The organism is Paenibacillus sp. ALE3, assembly GCF_054113405.1.
In genome coordinates this window covers 2347465-2366185 of record NZ_CM134214.1, presented here as the reverse complement: position 1 = coordinate 2366185, position 18721 = coordinate 2347465, and the positions used below count along the sequence as shown (strand labels likewise).

At 43.6% G+C, this 18721-nt stretch carries 9 protein-coding genes and 1 pseudogene; 8 read left to right on the top strand and 2 right to left on the bottom strand.

The annotated features are described in order from the left end of the window. Positions 1–7 precede the first annotated feature (7 nt). The 4 genes from ACXHJ2_RS10600 (at position 8) to ACXHJ2_RS10585 (ending at position 12776) form a co-directional block, all read left to right on the top strand. Complete coding sequence (locus tag ACXHJ2_RS10600) at positions 8–9367, top strand: non-ribosomal peptide synthetase (protein ID WP_165083920.1); 9360 nt, start codon at positions 8–10, stop codon at positions 9365–9367. A gap of 167 nt (positions 9368–9534) precedes the next feature. Further along, entirely contained in the window at positions 9535–10227 is a 693-nt protein-coding gene (locus ACXHJ2_RS10595) for a response regulator transcription factor (RefSeq protein WP_165083922.1), read from the top strand. 4 nt (positions 10228–10231) lie between these two features. Next, entirely contained in the window at positions 10232–11284 is a 1053-nt protein-coding gene (locus tag ACXHJ2_RS10590; RefSeq protein WP_165083924.1) for a HAMP domain-containing sensor histidine kinase, read from the top strand. A 325-nt stretch (positions 11285–11609) separates the two neighbouring features. Continuing rightward, positions 11610–12776: an alpha/beta hydrolase family protein gene (locus ACXHJ2_RS10585; RefSeq protein WP_025677727.1), complete on the top strand. Its 1167-nt coding sequence runs from the start codon at positions 11610–11612 to the stop codon at positions 12774–12776. Between the two features lie 184 nt (positions 12777–12960). Here the strand turns inward: ACXHJ2_RS10585 and ACXHJ2_RS10580 are convergent. Beyond that, positions 12961–13205: pseudogene (locus ACXHJ2_RS10580) on the bottom strand (TetR/AcrR family transcriptional regulator); the annotation flags it as partial. Positions 13206–13345: 140 nt separating this feature from the next. Further along, entirely contained in the window at positions 13346–14221 is an 876-nt protein-coding gene (locus ACXHJ2_RS10575; RefSeq protein ID WP_090739100.1) for a LysR family transcriptional regulator, read from the bottom strand. A gap of 133 nt (positions 14222–14354) precedes the next feature. Between ACXHJ2_RS10575 and ACXHJ2_RS10570 the strand changes: the two genes are divergently transcribed. The 4 genes from ACXHJ2_RS10570 (at position 14355) to ACXHJ2_RS10555 (ending at position 18717) form a co-directional block, all read left to right on the top strand. Next, complete coding sequence (locus tag ACXHJ2_RS10570) at positions 14355–15203, top strand: alpha/beta fold hydrolase (protein WP_165083926.1); 849 nt, start codon at positions 14355–14357, stop codon at positions 15201–15203. Positions 15204–15359: 156 nt separating this feature from the next. Then, positions 15360–16601 carry a YbfB/YjiJ family MFS transporter gene (locus ACXHJ2_RS10565; protein WP_165083928.1) on the top strand — a complete coding sequence of 414 codons (1242 nt, stop codon included), beginning with the start codon at positions 15360–15362 and terminating at the stop codon, positions 16599–16601. A 73-nt stretch (positions 16602–16674) separates the two neighbouring features. Further along, positions 16675–17463, top strand: coding sequence for a glutamate racemase (murI, locus tag ACXHJ2_RS10560; RefSeq protein ID WP_165083930.1), 789 nt, complete (start codon positions 16675–16677; stop codon positions 17461–17463). Positions 17464–17625: 162 nt separating this feature from the next. Next, the gene (locus ACXHJ2_RS10555; RefSeq protein ID WP_165083932.1) at positions 17626–18717 is read left to right on the top strand and encodes an NAD(P)H-dependent flavin oxidoreductase; all 1092 of its coding nucleotides are present in this window, start codon (positions 17626–17628) and stop codon (positions 18715–18717) included. The last annotated feature ends 4 nt before the right edge of the window (positions 18718–18721 follow it).

Here is an 18721-nt window from a genome sequence, read left to right as displayed (position 1 = left end):
AAATCCGATGAGTAAAAGCCTTGAAATCGAAAAAGTGGCTAATTTAACGCCTTTGCAGGAGGGGATGCTCTTTCATACAGTGATGGAGCCGGAATCACAGGCTTACTATGAGCAAGTACGAATGACCATCCGGGGTGAACTGAACCTGGAGGCTCTGCAAAAGAGCTTCCAGACTCTGGTGCAGCGTCATGAGGCGCTTCGTTCGAATATTTATCATCAAAGCGCCTCCCGTTCGCGGCTCATCGTGTTTAAGGAGCGAAATGCGGTGCTTCGTTACGAGAATTTGATAAATATTCCCGAGGCAGAGCAAGCTGCAGCCATTCGCAGCTATGCAGACACAGATCGGAACCAGCGTTACGATCTGAGCAAGGATTTACTCATTCGTCTGACGGTGCTTCAAACCAAAACGCACGTATATACGCTACTTTTAAGCTTTCATCATATAATTATGGACGGTTGGTGCCTCGGCATCGTTATGGAAGAGCTGTTCGCGGCTTATGAAGCACTGAAAGCGGGTAAGACTGTACAACTGCCGACACCGCAGCCTTATACGGGCTATGCCCGTTGGCTGGATAAGCAGGATAAGAAGGCGGCGAAGGAGTACTGGCAGTCCATTCTGAACAGCTATGATCAGCCAGCCGTGCTGCCAACCCTGCCTGTAGCACATTCACTCCTGGCAGATACCGGGTACCTGCTACATGAGCATAAAATAACACTCACGGATGAAACAACCCGTCATTTGCGAACGGTGGCAGAACACAACGGCACAACCCTTAGCAGTCTGTTTCTGGCCGCATGGGGAGTGGTGCTTGGAGGATACAACCAAAGTGAAGACGTCGTTTTCGGCACCGTTGTTTCCGGTCGGCCGCCGGAGCTTGCAGGTGTAGAACAGATGTTGGGACTTTTCATAAACACCATACCGGTACGAATCAAATGGGATGCAGACCAGCCGTTTTCAAGTCTGCTTCGTGAAGTGCAGCGCAACATGGTTCAATCACGGGCATATGACTATTGTTCACTCGCTGAAATACAGGCCCAGTCTGTGCTCAAGCAGCAACTTATGGATCATTTTGTTGTATTTGAAAACTACCCACTGGAGGATATAGTTGGTCGGCCTGATTTGCAGGAACGGCTTGGATTTGTCGTAGAGGACGCCCAGTTATCTGAAGAAACGCCTTACCACTTCAATATCGAAGTAGAAGACGGAAAAGCACTGGGCTTTATGCTGTCCTACAACCGCTATGTCTACAGCGATGAAGCCATGAAACGGTTAGCCGGACATTTGGAGCACGTACTCGTTCAGATTGCACATGCACCTGAACTCCCGCTGGAGGACATTCGCCTGCTGACTGCTAGCGAGAAGGCTGAGCTCACCAATGTATGGAGCGGACCGGTTGCCGCCTATCCTGCTGGGACGTTCCATGGAATATTTGAGGCGCAGGCAGAACGTGTCCCGAAACGGACTGCTGTCATCTACGAAGATACCGCACTGACCTATCATGAGCTGAATGAGAAGGCCAATCTGCTTGCTCAAGCGCTACAAAGTCGCGGGGTCGAACACGAGCATCTCGTCGCCGTGATGCTTGAGCGTTCAGCAGATATGATTATCGCTGTGCTAGGCATTATGAAAGCGGGAGCTGCCTACGTACCTGTCGATCCGACCTACCCGAAGGAGAGAATTACTTACATGCTGCAGGATAGTGGGGCTACAATTATGCTCACGCAATCTTCCCTGACTGAACTACTGGCAGATGTGGATTTTGCAGGTGAAGTGCTGGATTTGCCAGTATTACTTCAACAAGCTTCACAAGCGGAGCAGGCCTACCAACAGGGGCCCACTTACACACCTATCCATGATCCTGAGGCTTTGGCTTACGTCATTTACACATCGGGAACGACGGGCAACGCCAAAGGCGTGATGATCGAGCATCGCCATTACGTAAATACGGCGTGGGGCTATAGAGAAGCTCACCAGTTAAAAGAATTTCCAGTCAAGCTCCTTCAGATTGCCAGTATGTCGTTCGATGTCTTTGCAGGTGATCTGGCCAAGACATTTGTGAACGGGGGCACCATGGTCATCTGCCCGCAGGATGTGCGCAACGATCCTCCAGCTTTGGCCCAGGTCCTCGAGCAGCATAAAATTACGACTTTTGAAGCTCCGCCAGCCTTGTTGACGCTGCTCATGGAATATGTATATGAACACGGTACAGATGTCAGTGCCATGAAGCTGCTTACTACAGGCGCGGACAGCTTTGGCGTTGATAATTATCGGACACTTTTGAATCGCTTCGGTGATACGATGCGCATCATGAATACCTATGGTGTAACCGAAGCGGCAATTGATTCCAGCTTTTATGAAGAAACCGCTGAGCGTATGCCTTCATCCGGTATCGTCCCGATTGGAAAGGCACTGCCCAATCATAAAGTATATATCCTGGATGAGGCTTTGCGTCCGCTCCCGATCGGTGTAGCCGGGGAGCTGTGCTTGGGCGGTGCCTCAGTAGCCCGCGGATATTTGCACCGTCCTGACTTGACGGCGGAGAAATTTGTACCGAATCCTTTTGTGAACGGAGAGCGTCTGTACCGCACCGGAGATCTGGCACGCTGGCTGCCGGATGGCAACATTGATTTCATCGGCCGAGTTGACTTTCAGGTGAAAATTCGTGGCTACCGGATCGAACCTGGGGAAATTGAGTCGGCCTTACTCCAATTAGACGAGGTACGCCAAGCGGTAGTTACGGATAGAACGGATAAGACCGGACAAAAGTATTTGTGCGCCTACGTAGCAGGAACAGCCGACAAATCCTTCCTGCGGACAGAGCTGGCCAAGCAGTTGCCGAGCTATATGATGCCCCAACATATTATCGTGCTGGATCAACTGCCTTTGACCCATAATGGCAAAATTGATCGTCATGCGCTTCCGGAACCCGAAGATTTTGTGTTGACCGATACCGAATATGAAGCGCCGCGGAGCGAACTGGAGCAGACACTCGCTTCCATCTGGCAGGAAGTCCTTGGCGTTAAACCGATTGGCCTGCGCAACAACTTTTTCGAGCTTGGCGGAGATTCTATCAAAGCACTGCAAATTGCGGCCCGGTTGAATGCAAAGGGCCTCAAAATGGACATGAAGGATTTGTTCCGTCATCCGCAGATTGATTTGATCGTTCCTTATATTAAGACAATAACACGGATCATCCCGCAAGGGGCAGTCCAAGGTGCAGTGGAGCTGACGCCAATCCAGTGGGAATTTTTTGAGTATCATCAAACCGAACGTCATTATTACAATCAGGCTGTCATGCTCCAGAACACCGAAAGATGGAATGAAACCTGGCTGAGAAGCGCCATGGATAAGCTGACCACGCACCATGATGCCTTGCGAATTACCTTTGATGAGCGAGAAAAAGAACCTGTCGCCTATAACAGAGGCACAGCCGAAGGTGAATGCTTCACATTGGAAAGCTACAACTTATTACATGCTGATCAGCCTGAGGCAGAAATCTTACAATTGGCTGACGCGTTACGACGCGGCTTTGATTTGCGTAACGGCCCGCTTGTGCGTTTGGCTTTATTCCGGCTGCAGGAAGCCGACCATTTATTAATCGTCATTCACCATCTTGTCGTAGACGGTGTATCGTGGAAAATTCTGTTGGAAGACCTGGAAAAAGCCTATCAGCAGGCTGCTAACGGTCAAAAGCTACAACTGCCTGCCAAAACTGATTCCTATAAGGAATGGGCAGCACGTTTATCCAAGTACGCGCATAGCGCGCAGGTGCGTCAGGAAATAAACTATTGGAATGAGGTAGAAGCCCGTGAGATACGTCCTCTGCCAAAAGATCATGAGGTTTCGGTTAGCCTCATCTGTGACGTACACCAATCAGAAATGACACTCAGCCGGGCAGAAACCGAAAACCTGTTGAAACACGCGCACCATACCTACAATACAGAAATAAATGATATTTTACTGACGTCGCTAGGATTAGCTTTTTATGAATGGAGCGGACATGCTGAAATTGCAGTCCAGGTGGCTAGTCATAACAGGACGGATTGGATTAAAGACATTGACGTATCCCGTACAGTTGGCCGGTTTACGTCCGTATATCCGTTTGTGGTACATGTGAGCAAGCCCGAAGATCTGGCCTATCAAATCAAGCTGGTTAAAGACAATTTGCGGCGTGTACCCAACCAGGGTGCTGGCTATGGTATTTTACGCTATTTGACCAACAGGGAGCAGCAGGATAAAGCAACCCTTTTTTCTGCCAAGCCACCTGAGATCAGCTTTAGCTTTGACGAAGAAGCCAGAGAAGTTACAACATGGCGTACCTCGGCACTATCCATGTTTGCCGGTTCTGCAATCAGCCCTCTGACTGAAAAAGCACCCGGCTTTGGTATTCATGGTGTGGTGGCTAATGAAAGACTCAGCATTGTATTCGAATATAACGCGCGTGAATATGAAGCATCGACGGTGGCACAACTTACAGCCAGCTTTAAGAATCATCTGATCGAACTTATTCGCCATTGCTGTGCTAAGGAAACAGCAGAACAAAGCCCGACGGATTTTACATATGGGCAATTGTCTTTGGACCAGTTTGAAAATATTGCAAACCGCTTGACGGATAAGCTGTTAAACCACCAAGTGAAAGTTAAAGACCTCTATCCGCTTTCCCCGATGCAGGAGGGAATGCTATTTCATGCCATAGCTGATGAAAAGTCAGAGGCTTATTTCGAACAAACGATTATTACCATTCATGAAGCTATGGATACCGACCTAATCAGCCGAAGCCTACAAAGGCTGATTGACCGCTATGATATTTTCCGTACGGTATTCGTGTATAAGGAGACGGATCGTCCGCTTCAGGTTGTACTGGAGGAACGATCAGCTACTCCTGTGCATACCGAAGATGTGCGCGGTCTACCGGAGGCGGAAAAGCAGAGACGACTCCAAGCCATTTTACAGGAAGAGCGGCAGAGAGGTTTTGACCTGGAGAAGGAAGTTCTTATCCGGTTAGCGCTTGTGCAGTGGGATGAGGATATCTCGAAGCTTATCTGGATTTCTCATCATATAATTATGGACGGGTGGTGCCTGCGAACGGTAGCCAAAGATTTTTTTGAAATTTACACATCACTTCGGGACGATACGCCTTTAAAATTAGAGCCCGTCTATCCATTCAGCAGCTTTATTCAGTGGTTGGAAAGACAAAATAAAGAGGAAGCAGCAGCATACTGGAACCATTATGTGGATGATTTTGAAAATGAAACCGTCGTGCCCGGCTATACCCGCTCCGTTGATTCTTCGTTTCAGGCAGAGCAGCTAATATGCACATGGGGAGAGCAGCTGACCCAAGGCATGGAGCAAATGGCCAAGCAAAACTGTGTTACCGTCAGCACTTTATTTCAAACCGTATGGGGCTTGTTACTACAAGCCTACAACAATAGTAATGATGTCATTTTCGGGTCCGTTGTGTCGGGCAGACCTGATGAGGTCCCTGGGATTGAAAATATGGTCGGATTATTCATTAATACCATACCTGTACGTATTAAAAGCTCCGCAGAACTTCGATTTTCCGACTTGCTTACGTCTATACAGGATTCCTTGATGGAGTCCAATCGGTATTCCTATTTTTCCTTGGCTGATATTCAAGCCCATAGTGTACTAAAACAAAACCTGATCCAGCATATTGTTGCCTTTGAGAATTTCCCCGTTTCGGAAGAACTTGTGGACACGGAAGTAAAATCCAAATCTCTCCGTGTTGGTAAAGTTGAGGATATTGAACAGACCAACTATGATTTAAATGTAATCGTCATGCCTGGGCGCGAGCTGGAAATCAAATTTAGTTATAATGCATTGACGTATAACAAAAATGCGATCAAACAATTGGCTGCCCACCTCATCCAAATCATGGAGCAAGTGATTCAGAACCCAAATATCCGGGTTTCGGAGATTGATCTTTTGACGGCAGAGGAAAAACAACAGATTTTGTTTGAATTTAACGATACACGAAGACCGTACCCATCGGATCACACTATACATCGCGCCTTTGAAGGACAAGCAGAGAAAACGCCGGAAGCAGTAGCCTTGGTATTCAAAGATCGTGAGCTAACCTACCACGAATTAAATATAAAAGCTAATCAACTGGCCTCGAAGCTGCGGAAACTGGGCGTTGTGACGGATACCATCGTAGGCATTTTGACTGAACGTTCACCAGAAATGATTATCGGTATTCTTGGTATTTTGAAGGCGGGTGGAGCCTACTTGCCGCTGGAGCCTTCTTATCCGCAGGAACGGATTATGTTCATGCTTCAGGATAGCGGCAGCGAAATTTTGCTAACCCTGTCCGGCAAGGGAAAACAGATGAACACTTTCAATTTCTCCGGTATGGTTCTGGATCTGGCAGACATTAACTCCTACGATTCAGACGACTTCATTCTTTCTGAATCGATGACAGCAGACGACCTGGCGTATGTCATGTATACATCCGGTTCAACCGGGCGTCCCAAGGGTGTCATGATTGAACACCGGAATGTCATACGGCTAGTGAAGAACACCAATTACATGCCATTTGCCGAGAACGAACGCATTTTGCTAACAGGGGCGCTCGTGTTCGATGCCTGTACCTTTGAAATTTGGGGAGCTTTGCTGAACGGATTGCGCTTGTACATTGTACCGGAATCCGTAATCTTGAATGCTGTTCAGCTTGGTGAAGCGCTGGATCGATATCATATTACAACGATGTGGCTGACATCGCCTTTGTTTAACCAACTCACTCAGCATAAACCAGATCTCTTTGCTTCGCTAAAGCACCTGCTGGTGGGCGGGGATGTACTTTTACCTGGGATCATTAATACGGTGAGAGCATATTCTCCGGGGCTGAACATTATCAACGTTTATGGCCCCACGGAAAACACAACATTTTCTACTTATTTCCCGATTGATAAGGAATATAACAGCATTCCTATTGGCCGTCCGATTGGCAATTCAACCGTTTATATTATGGATTCTTCAAGCAGGCTGCTGCCCATTGGTGCTCAAGGAGAAATATGTGTTGGCGGGGATGGTCTGGCACGTGGCTATCTGAACAGGGATGATTTGACCCAGCTAAATTTTGTCCCTAATCCATTCATTCCGGGCGAAAAAATGTATCGGACAGGTGATTTGGGCAGATGGCTACCGGATGGCAATCTGGAGTATCTCGGACGGATAGACCAGCAGGTTAAACTCCGCGGATTTCGTATTGAACCTGGGGAAATTGAAACCCAGCTCATGAGGCATGATGCAGTTCAGGAGGCGCACGTAGCGGTAAAAAGCACAAACGATGGTCAAAAAACGCTCTGTGCTTATATCTCAACCGACGTACCGCTATCTAAGAGTGATATGAAGACCCATTTGACTGGCCAGTTGCCGGATTATATGATTCCTGCCCAGTATGTGTTCCTGCAGGCGTTTCCTCTGACAACGAACGGTAAAATCGACCGCCAAGCATTGCCTGAACCAGAAATAGCCAGCGGTACCGATATGGAATATGTTGCTCCGACTAATGAAGTGGAACAACAGTTGGCGGACCTGTGGCAAGCAGTGCTTGGCGTTGAAAAGGTCGGCATTGACGACGGCTTTTTCGAGCTTGGAGGTCATTCATTGAAGGCCATTCAACTGGTATCCAAAATGCAGGAATCGAACATTCCACTGGATATACATCAATTGCTGCGATATCAAACAATCAGAAACCTGGCCAAGCTGTTACAACGTGGTGAAGAGGGCGGAGAGAACACGGATACGCTTATTGCGAAAACTCAGGAGGTTGAGCAGGCAATTGCCGATGCGTTTGCTGTACAGGCATGGCTTCATTTCGTATCCGCCGATAAGCAAGACTATTTGTTCCTGCAAGTTAAGCCTTTTCACACAGAACAAGTTCAGGCAATCACAGCGTTTATCCAATCTCGTATCCATCCAGACCTTCATCCCCATTATATCGTTCGCTGGGGAACCGACGAACCAGATAGAATTTTGGGGACTCTACCAACTAACGAAGAACAAGAAACCTTACTTAAACTACAAGTCGATGAATGGCTTGCTAGCATTGCCGAGTCAAATATAAGCTGGAATACCAATATATTAAGTCTAAATGCTATTGGGTGCTATCCGCTTGCACCAGCTCAGCAGTATCATTTGCAGCATTTTACAGGCTCGGGCATGGCAATACAGTTAGATAGCTACTTGGACACCGAGCGTTTGACCGCAACAGTTCAGCGGCTTCTTCACCGCCATGAATTGCTAAGAAGTGTGCTTGTTCAATCGTCCGGAGCATGGGAATGGGAACTGCATCCAGCTCCAGAACATCTTTCTTTACCGATTGTTGATCTCTCGGATCAGCCGATACAAGCACAACGCAAGCTACTTTTATCTATCGCTTCCAGCCTGTTTTTAGAACCTTATGAACTTACACAATCGTTGCAGTACCGGATTGTCCTGGTTCGCTTAAATTTGCGTGAACATCTGTTGTTATTTCCTTGCTCGCACATCATCTTTGATGCTACGAGCAGCGACATCTTACGCAGACAGCTTCTTGATGAATATCATCACCCGCAACAGGAATATACGACAGAAGAGGTGCAGTACCGGGATTATGTGAACCATATCCGTCAAGGACCTCAAGGAATCAGAGATCAGGATATCAGCGAGCAATTCGAACTTCAGAGGTTTGGTGAGAATAATGAACGTATCCACGCGCTGACCGAAGAACGCAACTATGCTGACACTACTAGATATCGCTGGACGCTGAATTTAGACGGAATTTCAGAGCAGCACGGCCCTGCGATGATGTGGGAGATTTCGCTTCAAATGGCTGTACGTTTTTTCAGCAGCTATTTCGAAGGTTCTGATGTTCCGCTTTGGCTTACTAATTATGGAAGACAATATGGCGACCGAAATTATTTTGGAATCGTAGGCGAGTGTATTGATCATATCCCCGTTGTACTGCAGGAAGATGACATGGAACCCTATGAAAAGAGCATCCATACCCATCTGGACTTTGCTTCACGCTATCATTTGAACTTTTTCAACCTGATCTTTAATGCGGAAATGGAGGAAGCTTACCCGGTATCCAGTAGCTTTTTGAAAAAGGGACTTGGACAGCTGCCCATCGTATTCAACTATTTAGGTGAGGGACGCGATAATGCAGAATTGCTCGACAATCTATATACTGAAAGCACACAGACTAATGTCAACAAGGTTATTTTCTTCGAGTCAGAGCATGTAGGGGATATTCTGAAAATTTCACTTACTATTCCATATAAAGAAAACCGGCAGTATATCCATCAAATCTTCCAGACTGCTCGTGACAGGCTTTTGAATGCTTTGACTATTTTGCAGTAAGAAGATGAAGATGTGAATCTATTGTTTAAGGATAGCCGTTTTATCCGTTTCTCATTCAGGGCGGGATGGCCAATCTGATCGCTATTCTTGTTATTGTATTCATTGCATCATGCTGCCGCAACTGGTAGACTCGCAAAAGTATATTAAAGCAGCTCGGAGGTGCAAAAGTGCAAAAAAAGATATTAGTTGTAGATGATGATAAAGATATAGTAAAACTCATAACAAAGAGTTTAAGTTATGAGGGATTTGAAACGATTCCAGCATATTCTGGGAAAGAAGCCTTATGTGCATTGAAAGAAAATCACATTGATTTCATCATTCTTGATATAATGATGCCTGGTATGAATGGTCTTGATGTCTGCCGAAGCATCAGAAATTCTTATAATGTTCCAATTCTGTTTTTAAGCGCTCGGGATAAGGATATTGATAAAATCGTTGGGCTCGAAATAGGGGCAGATGATTATATGACAAAGCCCTTTAGCATTCAGGAGCTTACTTCCAGGATAAGGGCCAACTTCAGAAAAGTTGACAGGCTGCTTAAAGAGTGGAATGAACTTAGTCCCAATAGAGAAAGGACTGATTCTCCTCTCATCTTGAATGATAAGACCTTTGAAGCATTTCTAAATAACAGAAAGCTTAACTTATCAACAAAGGAATTCCAAATATTGTCCATGCTCATGCATAACCCCAATAATGTATTGACTCGTGAGCGGATATATGAATATGTCTGGGGAGACGAATACGGAGAATTAAATACCGTAACGGTTCATATAAAAAATATCCGTAAGAAACTTGGTCCTGAATATGACTTTATTAAAACAATTTGGGGCATCGGATATAAGTACAAGGAAAGAGAGTAATGGTATGAAACTGAAAATAAAGCTGCCTTTACTGTTCCTGGTGATGTTTATAGTTTTTATGGTTTCAATTGGAATCTATTTAAAGTTTATCTTTGCAGCATATTCACCTATATCCAGTTCATTACTGAATCCCTCATATATAGGATTACTCTTTCCTATATTTGCTATTGCCTGTTTCATCTTTATTATTTTGATTATGTATATCTATTTTTTTATAGAAAAACCAATCGGACTGCTTAATACCAGATTGGAAAGAATAAATATTGTGCATCCATTGCCTCCACTTGCATTAAGGAGTAATGATGAAATTGGAGACCTTTATAATCACTTTAATAAGATGGAAAAGAGGCTCCAACTAGCACACAAAGAGCAAACGGATATCATTGCTGCCATTGCTCACGATCTAAAAGCACCATTAACATCTATTAATGGTTTTGCTGAACTGTTAGCTATGCAAAAGGGTCTATCAGAAAATGAAAAGCAGGAATATTATGAGTTGATACAAAAAAAGTCAAAATATATGGCTGAACTCATCAATGACTTTGTAAGCTTCACCAAAGAGAAACAGGATTTAGAATCCATGACTGTGAAACCCGTTGATGCATCAAAATTATTTGAAAACATTGCCCTAGAATATGAATATGAGCTATCAGGACTTGACTGTGAGCTTGTTTACAAACATTTATTCACGGGAAATGTAATGCTTATGGTCAATGAAATTATGATTGGTCGGGTCTTTGGTAATCTCTTCAGTAATGTTGTAAGATATGGAGGAAATAATGAGTTGAAAGTGTATATGACTGGATACTCACAAGGTTCTTATGCCTATTTTGAAATTGAGGATAATGGGACTGGAGTGCCGGATAAGGATATCTCTTCACTATTTCTTAAATTTTTCACTGTGGATAAATCTCGGCAAATTGAAAATGGCGGGATAGGGCTTGGACTTGCAAGCTGTAAATCAATTATTGAACATCATGGTGGAGAAATCTATGCATATTCTTCTGAGTATGGCGGTCTGGGCATAAAGTTCAGCCTTCCACTTGCAAAACATTAATTTTATTTTTTTACAATAATTTAGAGGCCGCTGCTGGTTGAAAGTACAGAACATAGGCAGTGGTCTTTTTGCTTTTTAGTACTTTATGATTTTTTATATTCTCTTTATAAAGATTTATTTTCCTTTTAGAGAAGCTTTATTTTTATATCTTAAAATTTACTTGTAGCTTAAACACTACAAGTAAATTGATAGGAGGAAATGATATGGTAGAAAATTAAGTTTGCGGCACCGACATAGATAGGTGCTCATTTCGAAACATACACCCTTGTGCTTAATCAGAGAAGGATGGGAGTAATCAATAGAGCTAGAAAAGGAGGATACTGCAATGTCAATTGAATTCAGCCGTTGGCCAAACAACTATATGATGTCATATCAAGTAACTAAAGCTCTAGGCATGGCAAGTCTTGGTGCTACTGATGTCACCGAAATTTATGAAGCATGCAAAAAAATAGATCCCAATGATAAGGAAACATGGCATAGGGAATGGCTCATAACAGCAGAGGCCTTGGAAAGACACGGCAAGGAGGCAGAAGCTTTTGGAAACTGGTATACAGCACGTAACTGCTACATTCGTGCTTGCAATTACCACCGAATCGCTGAGTATGCTGTGATGGATAATGACACCGAGAAAATCCGTATATTTAGGAAGGTAAATGAACTCTTCGAAGCTGCCGGAAAGTACTTCGATGTCAAACCCGAGAAAATCCAAGTAGATTATGAGGATGTCAAGTTGGATGGGTACTTTTTCTCACCTTCTTGGATAAAAGGTCCGAAGCCCACAATTTTGGCTCTCAATGGTGGTGATGAGTGGTCAATTGAGAACTATTTCTGGCTAGGGCCTGCCTTTATTTCGTGTGGATATAACTTTATGGTCTATGACCAGCCTGGGACCGGTCTCTCAATGTACGAAAAGGGAAAGGGCAGACGAGCTGACAGCGAGGCTTTTCATTCAAGAGCAATCGACTTTCTTCTGACTAGACCGGAAGTGGATCCTAGCAAGATTATTGTCCATGGTGAGAGCTTTGCGGCATACGACTCCCTTAGATTTGCTTCCTTCGACCACAGGATTGCTGCCGTCATCTCTGACGGAGGCACCCACGCATTCGACTGGGAAGCAATGCTAAAATGGATGCCGCCGAGTTTGGCTGCTCACGGCATGAGAATCCTGGGTGCAAAAAGCTTGGATGACTTTGCGGAAAATCCTCGTTTTGCCTACAATCTCGAGGGCGTGCTTCACCAGATAGAATGCCCGCTTCTTGTGATGCACGGTGCGGAAGAGATATTAGTTCAGCCCAATCCACTAACGCAAGCTCTTAAAAATTACGAGCAGGCTGGTTCGAAAAACAAGACGTTCTTCGCCATAGAGGATAGAAGACTTGGCGGATTAGAACACTGCCAGGTAGACAACATCAACGTGCTGCATGAGGTAGTACTGAATTGGCTTTGTTCCATTGGTCTTGGCCCTTCTGCACCTAGACCAAGTGATTGCTAGGACATTTTTAAGTTAATTAGAAGGTGGATCTTGTGAAACTTACATTAGTTACAGGTGGAAATGTGTTTGTTAGAAAGCATGTAGCGAGTATTTATAATTTAAGGATCATGAAGTTTAATATAAGGGGGCTCGCTAACATTTTAACCGTTCTATACGCTTAGCATTAGCGGACATGCATTTTTGGCTGCAAATATGGAACAAGAGCATCAGCCCATTCCATCTGACATGCCCAGGTATCTATTTCTTTTAATTCATTAATGTGTGTCTCATGATTTGATTCAATAAATCATATTTGTCCTGATAATGAAGATAAATCGTACCGCGGTTTACGTTTGCTTGGTCTGCAATGTCTTGAATGGTAATGTTATCGAAGTTTTTTACAGCCGTTAGCTCTATAACAACAAGAAAGCAGCCGACCAATGTGATCAGCTGCTTTCTTTGTTTTGTTGCCCATGACGCCAGTCCGCTAGAAGGCTGCGGTTTCTATAAGTTAATTACACAGTATGATTTGTTCTCGTTAATATGGTGCTCTAAAATGTAGGATATTGTCGATAACTTTCGATGGCAGATTACGTAAGAATGAACCTCTGTTTTGAAATCCGGATAAATTCGGACATAGCTGCAGTTTCATAAGTATCTTTACGACGTATGAATAGAGTCGGGGTTTTATAGAATTCTTCCGAGATTTCTTGAGATCGCAAGTTATATTGAACCGTGGCTCTTTCAACCACCGAGCGAGGTAAAAGGGATACTCCGAGACCAGCATGAATACATCCAAGGATTCCTTCCAATGTTCCGAACTCCATGATCTTAGCAGGAATAATTCCTTGCAAATGTAACCAATCCTCGAGTTTTCGTCGGTATGAACACCCAACACGAAATACTAGTAAAGTCAGATTTTGCAATTGTTCAGGCTGATCTATTGAGGGGAATTGTCCTCCCGATATAAACGCAAGTTCCTCAACCCCTACCTCAGTAATATCGAGCTCAGCATGATCAACTGGCGCAGCTACGAAAGCTCCGTCCAACTCGTATTTCAACACTAAATGGATAAGTTCTTCCGTCGTTCCAGTTTTTAATGCCAAATCCACCTCTGGATAGGATTTATGGTAATCAGTGAGAATAGATGGTAGGCGAATCGCAGCTGTGGTTTCAGGCGATCCGATCCGAAGCGGGCCTCTTGGGATTGAGTTATCTGCCACGACTCGTTCCGCCTCTTGAGTAAGAAAGACAATTTTCTCAGCATAGGACTTGAGTGTCTCTCCGGATGTTGTGAGCCGAACCCCTTGCCGGCCACGACGAAATAACGCTGTTTTCAGTTTCTTTTCAAGCTGCTGGATACGGATGCTTATACTCGACTGAACATATTCCATTTTTTCGGCTGCTTTGGTAATGCTTCCTTCGTTCGCAACCGCCAGAAAAATCTGCAAGTCCCGGATGTCCACCGTCATTCCTCCATTTTGTTATTGATAATTTTGATATTACAAATCATATAAATTCATTTTACACGATATTTGTGAGGAGTTACAATTAGTTTAGTAAGCGGCAGGTCTTATGAAGAAAACAGGAGGTTATAGTATGAGGGCTTATCATTCATTAGAGATAGAAGGATTAAACGTATTTTATCGTGAGGCTGGTAATCCCAACAAGCCAGTCATTTTATTGCTTCATGGCTTTCCATCCGCAAGTCATATGTTTAGAGAGCTAATACCTATTTTAGAAAAAGACTACTATTTAATTGCTCCTGATTATCCGGGGTTCGGGAGTACCTCATCACCTGACAGAGAAGATTTCCAGTATACATTTGACCATATTACTGAAATTATCGAAACTTTCATCGATAAACTAGGGCTTACTAAATATGCGTTATATGTCTTTGACTACGGAGCCCCTATTGGCTTTCGCATTGCCAAGCACCATCCAGAACGTGTAACAGCAATAATAAGCCAAAATGGCAACATTTATCGTGAAGGACTAGGAGGAAAATGGGCGGCACGAGAAGATTATTGGCGTTATCCTACACAAGAAAAAAGGGAAAGTTATAGGACAGCATTTGCGCCTAACACAATCAAGGGCCAATATGTTGATGGAACAAAGGAAAGCCAAGTTTCCCCAGATGGCTATACTCTTGATATTGCTTATATGTCCCGGCCGGGAAATGATGAGAAACAATTGGATTTAATTTTTGATTACCAAAATAATGTAAAAATGTACCCGGAGTTTCAAAAGTATCTCCGTGAATATCAGCCGCCCTTGCTAGCAGTCTGGGGTGAAAATGATGTTTCCTTTATTCCGGCTGGTGCTGAGGCTTTTAAGAAAGATTTACCTAAAGCCGAGATTCATTTATTAGATACTGGGCACTTTGCATTGGAAACACATGCATATAAAATTGGAGAACTAATGTTGGATTTTTTAGGAAAACAATAGAATTTGAAGATTCAAAAGTTGGTAAATCCCGGATGGTGTCTACCGTCATTTCTTTGTTATAAGAATTGATTTTTTTAATGTTAACCAGGATTTATGTTCATATTAATTGATGTATTGAGAGGTAAATTGAATTTAGAAGGGTGACAGGTCAGTCTCATGGAGAATTCAGGAGCTAAAAATGCGAAATTGTTTAATTCCACAAAGACCATGATCGGTGGTTTAGTTATGCTCATTATTGCAATGGGAATCGGACGTTTTTCATATACTTCCATACTTCCATTGATGCAATCACAAGCTCATCTATCCGCTACGGAATCCGGATATTTGGCAGGGAGTAATAACTTGGGTTACCTTATCGCTGCCTTTGGTGCAGGTTTCATAACCTGGGGATCCCGAAGAGCCTATCATCTTCGGATGCAATTGGTACTCTGCATCATTTTAACGGGACTTATGGGAATCACTTCATCATTTTTATGGTGGATGATTTTGCGCTTTCTTGCTGGAATTAGCAGCGGCCTTATTTTCGTTCTATCATCAAGTTTAGTGTTGGATGCGTTGTTTACAGATAAGCGTGAAAAATGGGTAGGTATATTTTACGGAGGAGTTGGCGTTGGTATTGTTTTAGTTGGTTTACTTACGCCTTTTCTTAGCATTTTCACTTGGAGGGGGCCTTGGATCGGCCTTTTGATCATTAGTATCATCCTTATCATACCCGTTTGGTCATTTATCCACGATAAAGAGCCGAAACCTATAACTCAAAATGCTGAATCCCTGAGTTCATCAGCGGAAAATCCATCTATTTTCGGCTGGCTACTTATTGCTTATGGACTTGAGGGGTTAGGTTATATAGTAAGCGCGACGTTTCTTGTAGCAATGGTTAAGCAAATGCCTCATATGTCAAGTTTTGCTGACTTTAGCTGGATTATCGTTGGGATAGCGGCGGTACCATCAACAGTGATCTGGTCCTGGTGGGCGAGTAAAGTCGGTTACATCAAACCATTGATTATTGCGCTTATCCTGCAGGCTGTTGGGGTCATACTGCCGGTATGGCTTCCCAATATATTCGGCGTGACGTTAGGATCTGTCCTTTTTGGAGGCACTTTTATGGGCATTTCCATGCTTGCTCTAGCCGCGGCTCGTATGTCTAGACCATCCAGTGGTAGTAGAGCAATTGCTTTGATGACAGGATTTTATGGCATAGGTCAAATACTCGGTCCAATCGGAGCAGGAATCGTGTTGGAAATGGCGCATAGCTACAACCTATCACTACTTCTTGCCGCTTTGGTGCTTGTTGTTGCTGCTATAATATTGCTATCCGGTGCAGTCATTTCAAGTCAAAAAGCAGCGATAGGAAATTTGAACCATGCTCGTATTCATCCTGGTCAAGAGCTTAGTTAGATCCTGGGCAGTTTGCATTGGAATCAGATACAAATGGAATTGGTGAATTGATTCCTTATTGGAGGAATAAAAAATGCAAATAGGTTTTTTTGATTCTGGTATTGGAGGCATTACTGTATTGCATGATACATTAAAAGTTTTACCTAATGAAGATTATATGTATTACGCAGATACATTAAATGTTCCATATGGGCACAAAACGAAAGATGAAGTTAAAAAGTATGTTTTAAATGCTATAGAATTTATTAGCCAGCAAAAAGTAAAAGCGATAGTGATTGCTTGTAATACTGCCACAAGCGCAGCAATCGAAGAAATAAGGGCAAAATACAGTATTCCAATCATTGGTATGGAGCCTGCCGTAAAACCAGCTGTTAAAACAAAAAAAAATATAGATAAACGAGTTTTAGTAACTGCTACTGCTTTGACTCTAAGGGAAGAAAGACTTCAAAATCTTATTACTAAATTAGATAACGAACATGTTGTTGATTTATTACCTCTTCCGAAATTAGTTCAGTTTGCAGAAAGTTTTGAGTTTAACGAGCAAATAGTGCTGCCTTATCTTCAAGAACAATTATCTATATATGATTTAAGTAAGTATGAAACTATTGTTTTAGGATGTACTCACTTTTCTTACTATAAAGATATATTTAGAAAATTATTTTCATCGGATGTTAATATAATTGATGGAAATAATGGAACTGCAAAAAATCTAAAAAAAGTACTGGAAGAAATGAATTCTTTAGATGAAGGCAACGGTAATATTTCTTTCTATTGTTCAGGGGTCAAAGTCGAGGATAAGGCTAAATTAAAAGAGTTTAATAAACTGTTCAAAAGATTGGATGCTATTAACGAATATAATTGAAAGTCTGAGATTTTATTATCATTGATTATTGCGCTGATCCTGCAAGTCGTTGGTGTCATGCTGCCAGTATGACCTTCCCGATATATTCGGCATGAGGTTAGGGTCTGTCCTTTTTTGGAGGCACGAGTTCGTCTAATTTTCAATAAAAGGAGGTTTTTAAAAGTGTTTGAGACTGATTTGACACGTACTCTTAAAATTCGATACCCGATTTTTCAAGCGCCGATGGCTGGCGGCATTTCGACACCCGAATTAGTAGCGGCTGTTTCAAATGCCGGTGGGCTAGGCAACCTGGGGGGCGGATACTTAACGCCGGAGCAACTCTGTAGCGAAATCCAAAAGATCAAGCAACGAACGAACCAGCCTTTTGGAGTAAACTTGTTTGTGCCTGAGGAATCAGAAGATTCGGAAGAAGCAATTTACCGGATGACAGATTATCTGAATAAATACCGCATCAAACTTGGCACTGCTCAAAATCCATCTCTTATGAAGTTTTCAGAATCATTTGAGGAGCAGCTACAGGTACTGTTAGAGGAGCGTGTACCTGTATTTAGTTTCACTTTTGGCGTACCATCCCAAGACGTGATCCAAATCATGAAACAGCATGGAATATTCATCATTGGAACTGCAACAACTGTTGATGAAGCCAAGCAATTGGAAGCAGCTGGCGCAGATGCAATTGTGGCTCAAGGGAGCGAAGCAGGCGGGCATAGGGGGACCTTCATGAAAGACCCTTCCTATGCTTTGATAGGCACTATGGCTATTGTACCGCAGATCATTGACCATGTGTCGATCCCGGTCATCGCAGCAGGGGGAATCATGGATGGGCGGGGACTTGTAGCAAGCCTTACATTAGGAGCCGCTGCAGTACAGATGGGCACTGCGTTTCTAGCCTGCCCCGAGAGCGGCGCCCATGAAACGTACAAACAGAAAATCCTCTCGTCAAATGAGGACTCCACTGAAATTACACGTGCTTACTCTGGAAGAGCTTCAAGAGGCATTCAAACAAAATTTATGATTGACATGCATCAGTACCCCGGAACAATCCCCGCTTACCCCATTCAAAACGCGATGACCCGGGACATTCGCCAAGCGGCTGCAAAAGCGAACAACCCCGAGTACATGTCACTTTGGGCGGGACAGGGTCTTCGGTTAGCAGGCGACCAACCTGCCGCTTCAATTGTAAAACAAACCATTGATCAAGCCAGTGTTCTTGTCCGAAAATTTTCTTTTATTAGAATGTTTGATAATAAATAGGGGA

Excerpts from the sequence above, each read along its gene's own strand:
- ACXHJ2_RS10600 (WP_165083920.1), top strand. The coding sequence starts at position 8 with ATGAGTAAAAGCCTTGAAATCGAAAAAGTGGCTAATTTAACGCCTTTG.
- ACXHJ2_RS10590 (WP_165083924.1), top strand. The coding sequence starts at position 10,232 with ATGAAACTGAAAATAAAGCTGCCTTTACTGTTCCTGGTGATGTTTATA.
- ACXHJ2_RS10585 (WP_025677727.1), top strand. The coding sequence starts at position 11,610 with ATGTCAATTGAATTCAGCCGTTGGCCAAACAACTATATGATGTCATAT.
- ACXHJ2_RS10570 (WP_165083926.1), top strand. The coding sequence starts at position 14,355 with ATGAGGGCTTATCATTCATTAGAGATAGAAGGATTAAACGTATTTTAT.
- ACXHJ2_RS10565 (WP_165083928.1), top strand. The coding sequence starts at position 15,360 with ATGGAGAATTCAGGAGCTAAAAATGCGAAATTGTTTAATTCCACAAAG.
- murI (WP_165083930.1), top strand. The coding sequence starts at position 16,675 with ATGCAAATAGGTTTTTTTGATTCTGGTATTGGAGGCATTACTGTATTG.